Source organism: Streptomyces olindensis (assembly GCF_040645895.1).
In the GTDB taxonomy this organism is placed as follows: domain Bacteria; phylum Actinomycetota; class Actinomycetes; order Streptomycetales; family Streptomycetaceae; genus Streptomyces; species Streptomyces olindensis.
This window is the reverse complement of the sequence record NZ_JBEYZD010000136.1, coordinates 1-9,198: the sequence shown is the minus strand read 5'-3', so window position 1 is coordinate 9,198 and position 9,198 is coordinate 1. Positions and strand designations below refer to the sequence as shown.

Below are 9,198 nucleotides of genomic sequence, written 5' to 3'. Positions count from 1 at the left end.
AGTTGACTGACGTCACGTCTCCCTGAGCTGAACGTTCCCGTCCGGTTTATGCCCATTGAGCAGTGAGCGTACATCCCGTATGCGTCGCTTGTGGCCGCCGCACCCCCTCCCGGTTCCCTCTGGTTCGACGACCCGACCGTCACCGTGCGGGACGGCCGCTTCACCGACGCCCACGGCCGCGAGATCGTGCTGCGCGGCTACAACGTCTCCGGCGAGACCAAGCTCGCCGAGAACAAGGGCCTGCCCTTCGCCTCGGTCGCCGACGCCCGCAAGTCGGCGACCGCCCTGCGCGCCCTCGGCGGCGGCAACACCGTCCGCTTCCTGCTCTCCTGGGCCTACGCCGAGCCCGAGCGCGGCCAGGTGGACACGGCCTATCTGGCCGCCGCCACCGACCAGATGAAGGCCTTCCTGGACGCGGGCATCCGCGTCTACCCCGACTTCCACCAGGACCTCTACTCCCGGTACCTGTTCGACACCGACAGCTGGTACACCGGCGACGGCGCCCCCAAGTGGGCGGTGGACGCCGGGAACTACCCCGACGAGTCCTGCGGCATCTGCCTCTTCTGGGGGCAGAACATCACCCAGAACGAGGCCGTGAAGCGCGCCACGTACGACTTCTGGCACAACGCGCACGGCGTGCAGGACGCGTTCCTGGCCACCGCCCAGAAGACCATGGCGTACGTGCAACAGCACCTGAACGCCGACCAGTTCAAGGGCGTCGCCGGCTTCGACCCGTACAACGAGCCGCACGCGGGCGTCTACGACTCCGGGCAGACCAGCCGCGCCTGGGAGAAGGACGTGCTGTGGCCGTTCTACGAGAAGTTCCGCGCCCGCATGGACGCGGCCGGCTGGCGTGACAAGCCCGCCTTCGTGGAGCCGAACCTCTTCTGGAACGCCAACCTCGACTTCCAGAAGCAGGAGGGCGGTCTGCTGGACGCCGGCAAGCTCGGACCGCGCTACGTCTTCAACACCCACTTCTACGACCAGAAGGCCATCTCCGGCGTCTTCATGTGGGGCAAGGCAGCCGACGGCCAGTACGCGGGCGAATTCCGCACCGTCCGCGACCGGGCCGCCGCCGCGCAGACGGCCGCCGTGGTGAGCGAGTTCGGGCACCCGCTGGCGGGCAACGTCTCCGACAAGGCACCGACCGTCCTCAAGGCGATGTACCAGGCTCTCGACTCCCGGGTGAAGGGCGCCGACTGGTGGTCCGACCCGGCGGCCTCGGGACCGGTGCTCTCCGGCTCGCAGTGGCAGTGGGACATCTACAACGGCCGCCACCGCGAGCTGATGAACGGCAACCCCGACAAGGTCCTCACCGAGGGCGACGCCTGGAACGACGAGGACCTGTCCGCCGTGCGCCTCGACGACGCGGGCAAGCCCGTGCTGCGCCAGGACGCCCGGCTGCTGGACCGCCTCTACCCGAGCGCCACGGCCGGCACGACCGTCGGCTTCACCTACGAGGACCGTTCCCGGGACGGCTCGACGACCCTGACCTGGAACCCCGTGCCGAGCTCGCTGCCGAACGTGCAGCGGCTGGTCGGGTCCGGGCAGTACGGGCTGCTGCTGTGGCGGTCGAACGGCACGTCGGCACCCACCGAGCTGCACCTGCCGGCGAGCTTCCCGGCCGCGTCCACCACGGTCGTCTCCGACCTGGGCACGGTCCACGCCCCGCCGGCGTACACCTCGACGACCCCGGTCGGGGTGGCCGCCGAGCCCGGTGGCACGGGAAGCCGCCGCCTGCTGCTCACCGCGCCGGACTCGGGGGTCCTGCACTACGCGCTGGTGACCAACGGGGCGACGGCTGCCTCGGCGGACCTGCTCGCCGCGGCCCGCTCCGAACTGGCCGCGTGGACGGCGAAGGAGGTCAGCTAGCGGACGGGCTCGTCCAGTCGGCCGCCACCCGGCCGAGCCGGACGCGCTGCGGGTGGTCACCGACCGGTACGGACACGACCTTCTTGCCGGTGGCGAAGTCGATGGCCGTGACCTGGTCGGTGCCGCTCTCGGAGACCACGCAGGACTTGCCGTCACCGCTGACCGTGGCCCAGTAGGGCTTGGAGGCGGTGACGAGCGGGCCCTCCTGGAGGGTGGCGCGGTCGACGACCGTGGCGTAGTCGTCCATGGTCCCGGCCACGCACAGCTTCTTGCCGTCCGGGCTCATCGAGATGCCGTGGTGGCGCGAGTCGTTGACGAACGTGGTGCGGTCGTCGCTGGTCGCCGGGTTCTTCGGCAGCGTCTTCGTCCGGGTGATCTTGTCGGAGGCGAGGTCGTACTCGAAGAAGCCGTTGAAGAACGACACCTGGAAGTAGAGCTTCGACTCGTCCGGCGAGAACACGGCCGGGCGGACCGCGTCGGAGTGGTCCTTCAGGCCGAGGGCGTCCAGCCGCGGGCGCATGTCGATGACCTTGACCTGCTGGTACGTGGTGGCGTCGACGACGGTGATGCGCCGGTCGCCCTTCGTCCAGTCCAGCCACGGGGCGTCGGTCTGCGTGTTCACGTCGCCGATCGCCATGTTGTAGATGTACTTGCCGTCCTGGGTGAAGATGTTCTCGTGCGGCTTGTCGCCGGTGGCGAACCTGCCGAGCTCCTTGCCGGTGACGATGTCCAGCACGTGCACGGTGTTCGAGGTCGACGCCGACACCGCGACCCGCTTGCCGTCGGGCGAGACGGCCATGTGGTCGGAGCGGTAACCGGACACGGGGAAGCGCCAGTTGATGTCGCCGGTGGCCAGGTCGATGGAGACCACGTCGGCGAAGCTCGGCCGCGAGACGACCATGGAGCGGCCGTCCGGCGTGGAGTACATGTCGTCGACGAACTGGTCGTGGCCCTCGCCGACGCTGTTGCGGATCGCCATGAAGTAGATCCACTTGATCGGATCGGCGTTGATCTCCGCCATCCGCTGGTCCTTGTCGGGGATGACGTCGATCCGGCCGATCTTCCCGAAGTCACCGGTCGATCGGATGACATCGGCGGTGCCGTCCCAGTTGTTGCCCACGAACATCACCTCGCGCAGCGCGGCGGAGGCGGCCGGAGCGGCCGCCTGGGCGGCGGTCGCGGGGACGGTGGCGGTCAGGGCGAGGGCGGCGCCCAGGGAACACAGGTGCCGTCGTCGGAAGACGGGCATGGCTGATCCCTCCTCTGCGGTGGGGTGAGGAATCTGAACACACGTGCTTTCAGAGTCAACTTACTGCAAAGTAAGGAAGGGGTGGCCTTCTCCACAAGACCGCGTGCACGACAAAATTGGTGTTCGAGCGACGAAGGGAGAGCCGGTGCCGGGCAGACTCAGAGCGCCGACCGGCCGCTACGGCGGCAAGACCGCCGAGGAGCGGCAGGCGGAGCGGCGCCGGAGGTTCCTGGACGCGGCGCTCCACCTGTTCGGCGACACCCCCGGATTCCGCGCCACCACCGTCGCGGCGCTCAGCGAGGCGGCCGGGCTGTCCACCCGTCAGTTCTACGAGGAGTTCCGCACCCTGGAGGACGTGCTCGCCGCGCTGCACCTCCAGGTCAACGGCTGGGCCGAGGCAGCGGTGCTGGAGGCGGCCGCCGGCGCGGCGGACCTGCCGCTCGTCGAGCGTGCGACCGCGATCTTCCGCGCCTACGCCGGGAACATCGCCGCCGATCCGCGCCGCATCCGCATCACCTTCGTCGAAGTCATCGGCGTCAGTCCGCGCCTGGAGGAGCAGCGGCTCGCCCGCCGCGCCGGCTGGGTCGACCTCATCTGTGCCGAGGCCGACGCGGCCGCCGCGCGCGGGGAGGCGGCGCCCCGCGACTACCGCCTCGCGGCGACGGGCTTCATCGGCAGCGTCAACGGCCTGCTGCACGACTGGAGCGCCGGCTGGGTGGACGCCACGCTGGACGAGGTCGTCGACGAACTGGTCCGGCAGTTGCTGGGCATCCTGTGGCCACCGGGGTGGAGCCCCCGGAGCTGAGTCAGACCCGGACGGGCCCGCGCCCGCCCGCCCGGGCTCCGGGAAAGGCCCGCCGGTAGTCCCCGGGCGACACGCCGAGGTGCCTGAGGAAGTGGTGGCGGAGGTTGTTCGCCGTGCCGAGACCGCTCAGTTCACCGATCTTCTCGATCGGCAGGTCCGTCGACTCCAGCAGGGACCGGGCGCGACCGAGCCGCTGGTCCAGGAGCCACTGGAGCGGTGTCGTGCCCGTGGCCGCCTGCAGACGCCGGTAGAACGTGCGCGGGCTCATCGCGGCCCGGCGGGCCAGGTCCGCTACGGTCAGCGGCCGGTCCAGGTGGGCCCGCGCCCAGGCGAGCACCGGGGCCAGCCCCTCGTCGTCGCTGGCCGGCACCGACAGCTCGATGAACTGCGCCTGCCCGCCCGGCCGGTGGGCGGGCACCACCATCCGGCGCGCCAGCTGGTTGGCGACGTGCGCGCCGAGGTCACGCCGCACCAGGTGCAGACACAGGTCGAGACCGGCGGTGAGCCCGGCACTGGTCAGGACGTCACCGTCGTCCACGTACAGCACCGACGGGTCGACCTCCACCTTCGGATAGCGCTCGGCGAGCTGGGCGGTGTGCATCCAGTGGGCGGTCGCGCGCCGCCCGTCCAGCAGCCCCGCCTCGGCCAGCGCGAAGGCGCCGGTGCACAGGGACACCATCCGGGCCCCCGCCCGATGGGCCCGGCGCAGGGCGTCGGTCAGCTCCGGCGGCAGCGGCCTGCCCTCCTCGACGCACGGATCGGGCACCGACGGCACGACGACCGTGTCGGCGCCGACCAGATCGTCCAGGCCGTAGGGCGTGCGCAGACTCAGCCCGTGACCGTTCGCCTCCCCGGCCCCGACCCCGCACAGCCTCAGCTCGTACCAGGGATCGGCGAGATCGGGCTGCGGCTTGCCGAACACCGTGCAGGGGATGCTCAGTTCGTACAGGTCCCACGAAGGGACCCCGATCTCCTCGGTGACCACCACGGCCACGGAACCGGCACTCATGCCCCGAAGCGTATGGCAGGAATTTGGTGGCGGCCGTCACCACTGTCACTGTTCCGGATCTCCGCGCCCTGCGAGCGTGGTCGTACGTGATCACACGGCACGTACGAACACCCCAGTACACGCGAGGAGTTGCAGCATGACCGCACGACAGCAGGCCGTCACCGTCCTGGGCCTGGGCCAGATGGGCTCGGCCCTGGCCGCCGCGCTGCTGGACCGGGGCCACCCGACCACGGTCTGGAACCGCTCCCCGGGCAAGGCAGGGCCCCTGGTCGAGCGCGGCGCCCGCGCGGCCGCGACACCCGAGGAGGCGATCGCCGCCTCCCCGCTGGTCATCGCCTGCGTCCTGGACTACGAGGCACTGCACACGGTCGTCGACCCGATCGCGGAGTCGCTCCGGGGCAGAACCCTGGTCAACCTCACCTCCGGCTCCCCCGAGCAGGCCCAGGAGGCCGTCGCGTGGGCCGGCTCCCTCGGGGCCGGCTACCTCGACGGCGCCATCATGACCACCCCGCCCGGCGTGGGCGACCCCGCCATGATGTTCCTGTACAGCGGCTCCGAGGAGGTCTTCGAGACCCACCGCCCCGTCCTCGCGGCCCTGGGCGACCCCCTGTACCTGGGCGCCGACCCCGGCCTCGCCTCCCTCTACGACGCCGCCCTGCTCGGCCTGATGTGGTCCACCATGACCGGCTGGCTGCACGGAACGGCCCTGGTCGGTGCCGAGGGGACACCGGCCGCTGCCTTCACCCCCGTCGCGAACCGCTGGCTGACGACGGTGGCGGGCTTCCTCAGCCGCTACGCGCCCCAGGTGGACGCGGGCCGCTACCCGGGCGACGACGCCACCGTCGACGTGCAGATCGCGGCCATCGACCACCTGATCCACGCGGCGGCGGCCCGGGGCGTCGACAACGCCCTGCCCGAGCTGCTCAAGACCGCGATGGAGAAGGCGAGCGCCGCGGGCCACGGCCAGGACAGCTACGCCAGCCTGATCCAGGTGCTGCGCCCCGCCCCCAGGGACTAGGGGGCCGCAAAGCCGCGCCTGCCCCGCGACGCACGGCACGCCGAGAGCACGCTCCCCCAAGCTCTCGGCTTTCCCCGTGACCGGCCGAGCGCGTGGTCTCACGACGAGGGGCCATCGGCTGCTGCCAGGCGGGCGAACACCTCCCGCTGCACGCTTTCCTCGTGAACAAGCCCGCTGTCTATGGCGCCAGCCTAGAAGGCAGGCAAGGGGACCCGAGCCCGGCGGAGCGTCGCCTACTCGTCCCAGGCCTGCACCAGGGTCTGCTCGGCGATCTTGCCGCCCCGCAGCGAGAGCATGGACTCCGACAGCACGCGCACGCCGTCGGAGTACTCGCAGCTCTCGCTGTAGGCGGCCTCGTCGCCCTGGATCACACAGCGCTCCAGCTTGTGCGACATGTCCCGGCTGTAGACGTCCTCCAGCATCCGGCCGATCTCGTCCCGGCCGTGCAGCACCTTCGGGTGGCTCGGCTGGGTCGTGCGGTCCACGATCCGCATCTCGGCGTCCTCGGCGTAGAGGGAGAGCAGGATGTCCGGGTTCTCCCCTTCCAGGCCACGGCGGAGTGTCTCCCGGTCGAAGGCGGGCTCTGCGGCGGTTCCCATGGTGACCTCCTTCGAGAAGGGTCTCTCCTCCCGAGCCTCCACCCGCCCGGCGGGCTCGGCAAGCGCAGGGGACGCTGGGCCTGACGGGTGAGCGAGGCCGCCCGCCCGTGTCCGCCGGGGCCCCGCCCGCGTTGCGATAGGCATGATCTCAACACGACGTATCGTCGCCGCCGTTGGTCTCGCCGCGAGTGTCACCGGCCTCGCCGCGCCGATGGCGAACGCGGCCGACGCGGAAGCGAAGAGCCCGCTCAGCCCGATGGCCACGCTCGACTCGCTGACCGTCAGCGACATCCCCGCCGAGCACAAGGACGAGATCCCGCGGCCCTCCTCGCAGCTGGCCGGCCTGAACCGCCTCAACGACCTCAACCAGCTGAACCAGGTCGTCGGCCTGGTCTCCCCGGTCTTCGGTTTCGTACCGAACGTCCGCTGACGGCCGGACGTGCGTGAGGGCCGCCCGTTGCCGGGCGGCCCTCACCCACGCCCGGGCTCAGTCCGCCGCGGCCAGGAACTGCGTCGCCGCCAGCTCCGCGTAGAGCGGGTCGGCCGTCACCAGCTCGCGGTGGGTGCCGACCGCCCGGACCCGGCCCGCGTCCATCACCACGATCCGGTCGGCCATCGTCACCGTCGACAGCCGGTGCGCCACCACCAGGACCGTGGTCGTCCGGGCCACGTCGGCGACGGTGTCCCGCAGCGCCGCCTCGTTCACCGCGTCCAGCTGCGAGGTGGCCTCGTCGAGCAGCAGCAGCCGGGGCCTGCGCAGCAGCGCGCGGGCGATCGCGACCCGCTGCCGCTCACCGCCCGACAGCTTCGTGCCCCGGTGCCCGACGAGCGTGTCGAGACCGCCGGGGAGCCGGGCGACCAGGCCGTCCAGACGGGTCGTCTTCAGCACCCGCGCGAGGGCGTCGTCGTCCGCCTCCGGATTCCCCAGCAGCAGGTTGTCCCGCAGCGAGCCCGACAGCACCGGCGCGTCCTGCTCCACGTAGCCGATCGCGGCGCGCAGCCGCGGCAGCTCCCAGTCGGACAGGTCGCGGCCGTCCAGCCGGATCACGCCGGACTCGGGGTCGTAGAACCGCTCGATCAGCGAGAACACGGTGGTCTTGCCCGCGCCGGACGGGCCCACGAACGCCGTCATGCCCTGCGCGGGCACGGTGAACGTCACGCCGTGGTGGACGTACGGCAGGTCCTCGGCGTAGCGGAAGCGCACGTCCTCGAAGGCCAGCTCCGCCGGGGTCGTGCCGGCGGAGGGCAGCGGCGCGGCCGCGGCGGCCGGCTCGGCGGGCAGCCGCAGCGCCTCCTGGATGCGGGTGAGGGCCGCGGCGCCCGTCTGGTACTGCGTGATCGCGCCGACGACCTGCTGTATCGGCGACATCAGGTAGAAGACGTACAGCAGGAACGCGACCAGCGTGCCCACGTCGACGGCGCCGGTCGCGACGCGGGCGCCGCCCACCGCGAGCACCGTGATGAACGCTGTCTGCATGGCGAGCCCCGCCGTGTTGCCCGCTGCCGCCGACCACTTGGCGGCCCGCACGCTCTGCCGCCACGACTCCTTCGCCGCCTCGTGCAGCGTCAGCTCCTCCCGGTGCTCGGCACCGGACGCCTTCACCGTGCGCAGCGCGCCGAGGATCCGCTCCAGCGAGGCGCCCATGGCCCCGACCGCGTCCTGCGCCTGCCGGCTCGCCTTGTTGATGCGCGGCACGATCACACCGAGGACCACGCCCGCGCACAGGATCACGGCCAGGGTGACGCCCAGCAGCACGGCGTCCACCAGGCCCATCATCACCACCGTCGCCACGAGGGTGAGACCGCCCGTGCCCAGACCGACCAGCGACTGGGTGGTGACCTGGCGCAGCAGGGTGGTGTCGGACGTGATGCGGGCCATCAGGTCCCCGGGCTCGCTGCGGTCCACGGCGGTGATCCGCAGCCGCAGCAGGTACGACGACAGGGCCTGCCGCGCGCCGAGCACCACCGACTCGGCGGTGCGCTGCAGCACGTACGAACCCAGCGCGCCCACCGCCGCGTTGGTCACGATCAGGGCCGACATCGCCAGCAGGGCGCCGGTGATGGCCCGCTCGTGCGCCAGGTCGTCGATGAGGCCCCGGGCCACCAGCGGCAGCAGCAGCCCGGTCGCACCCGTGACCAGCGAGAGCACGGCACCGGCGATCAGGGACCAGCGGTGCGGCCGTACGTATCCGAGGAGCTGCCGCCACGGGGGCGTGGCGGTCTCGGTCTCTGCGATGGTCACGTCGCTCCTTCGGCGTCGGGCGGAGCGTTCAGGCTACGTCGGCGCAGACCGGCCCGGCCTGCCCTTTCGCCGACTGCCGGGTGGCCGATCCCCGCCCCTTACCGATCAGTCGCGCGTAGGGTCGGAAGATACGGATCCCGGCCGACGAAGGAGTCAGCACCATGGCGCAGGAAGTGCGCGGCGTGATCGCACCCGGCAAGGACGAACCGGTGCGCGTCGAGACGGTCCTCGTGCCCGACCCCGGCCCGGGCGAGGCGGTCGTGCGCGTCCAGGCCTGCGGGGTGTGCCACACCGACCTGCACTACAAGCAGGGCGGCATCAACGACGACTTCCCGTTCCTGCTGGGCCACGAGGCCGCGGGTGTCGTGGAGTCGGTGGGGGAGGGGGTCACCGACCTCGCGCCC

At 71.6% G+C, this 9,198-nt stretch carries 9 protein-coding genes; 5 read left to right on the top strand and 4 right to left on the bottom strand.

Annotated features, from left to right (window positions below):
- Positions 1-90 precede the first annotated feature (90 nt).
- Positions 91-1,872, top strand: a complete 1,782-nt coding sequence (locus tag ABZ948_RS40070) for a cellulase family glycosylhydrolase (protein WP_359768062.1) — start codon at positions 91-93, stop codon at positions 1,870-1,872.
- On the opposite strand, the gene ABZ948_RS40065 is transcribed toward ABZ948_RS40070, so the two are convergent.
- On the bottom strand, positions 1,865-3,121 hold the full coding sequence (locus tag ABZ948_RS40065; protein WP_359768061.1) for a YncE family protein: 1,257 nt from the start codon (positions 3,119-3,121) through the stop codon (positions 1,865-1,867). The two genes, ABZ948_RS40070 and ABZ948_RS40065, sit on opposite strands and share 8 nt — an antisense overlap.
- A gap of 145 nt (positions 3,122-3,266) precedes the next feature.
- Between ABZ948_RS40065 and ABZ948_RS40060 the strand changes: the two genes are divergently transcribed.
- Positions 3,267-3,926, top strand: coding sequence for a TetR/AcrR family transcriptional regulator (locus ABZ948_RS40060; protein WP_359768060.1), 660 nt, complete (start codon positions 3,267-3,269; stop codon positions 3,924-3,926).
- A gap of 1 nt (position 3,927) precedes the next feature.
- On the opposite strand, the gene ABZ948_RS40055 is transcribed toward ABZ948_RS40060, so the two are convergent.
- On the bottom strand, positions 3,928-4,914 hold the full coding sequence (locus ABZ948_RS40055) for a GlxA family transcriptional regulator (RefSeq protein ID WP_435857799.1): 987 nt from the start codon (positions 4,912-4,914) through the stop codon (positions 3,928-3,930).
- Between the two features lie 157 nt (positions 4,915-5,071).
- On the opposite strand from ABZ948_RS40055, the gene ABZ948_RS40050 reads away from it, so the two are divergent.
- Positions 5,072-5,953: an NAD(P)-dependent oxidoreductase gene (locus tag ABZ948_RS40050; protein ID WP_359768058.1), complete on the top strand. Its 882-nt coding sequence runs from the start codon at positions 5,072-5,074 to the stop codon at positions 5,951-5,953.
- Positions 5,954-6,186: 233 nt separating this feature from the next.
- Here ABZ948_RS40050 and ABZ948_RS40045 read toward each other — a convergent pair whose 3' ends face one another.
- Positions 6,187-6,552: a nuclear transport factor 2 family protein gene (locus ABZ948_RS40045; RefSeq protein WP_359768057.1), complete on the bottom strand. Its 366-nt coding sequence runs from the start codon at positions 6,550-6,552 to the stop codon at positions 6,187-6,189.
- A gap of 142 nt (positions 6,553-6,694) precedes the next feature.
- On the opposite strand from ABZ948_RS40045, the gene ABZ948_RS40040 reads away from it, so the two are divergent.
- A complete protein-coding gene (locus tag ABZ948_RS40040) occupies positions 6,695-6,982 on the top strand; it encodes a hypothetical protein (RefSeq protein WP_359768056.1) in 288 nt (95 codons plus the stop codon).
- Between the two features lie 57 nt (positions 6,983-7,039).
- Here the strand turns inward: ABZ948_RS40040 and ABZ948_RS40035 are convergent, their stop codons facing one another.
- Positions 7,040-8,794 (bottom strand): ABC transporter ATP-binding protein, encoded by a 1,755-nt coding sequence (locus tag ABZ948_RS40035; protein ID WP_359768055.1) that lies wholly within the window; start codon positions 8,792-8,794, stop codon positions 7,040-7,042.
- 161 nt (positions 8,795-8,955) lie between these two features.
- On the opposite strand from ABZ948_RS40035, the gene ABZ948_RS40030 reads away from it, so the two are divergent.
- Positions 8,956-9,198 (top strand): alcohol dehydrogenase catalytic domain-containing protein (locus ABZ948_RS40030; protein WP_359768054.1); only part of this gene is annotated, 243 nt, incomplete at its 3' end.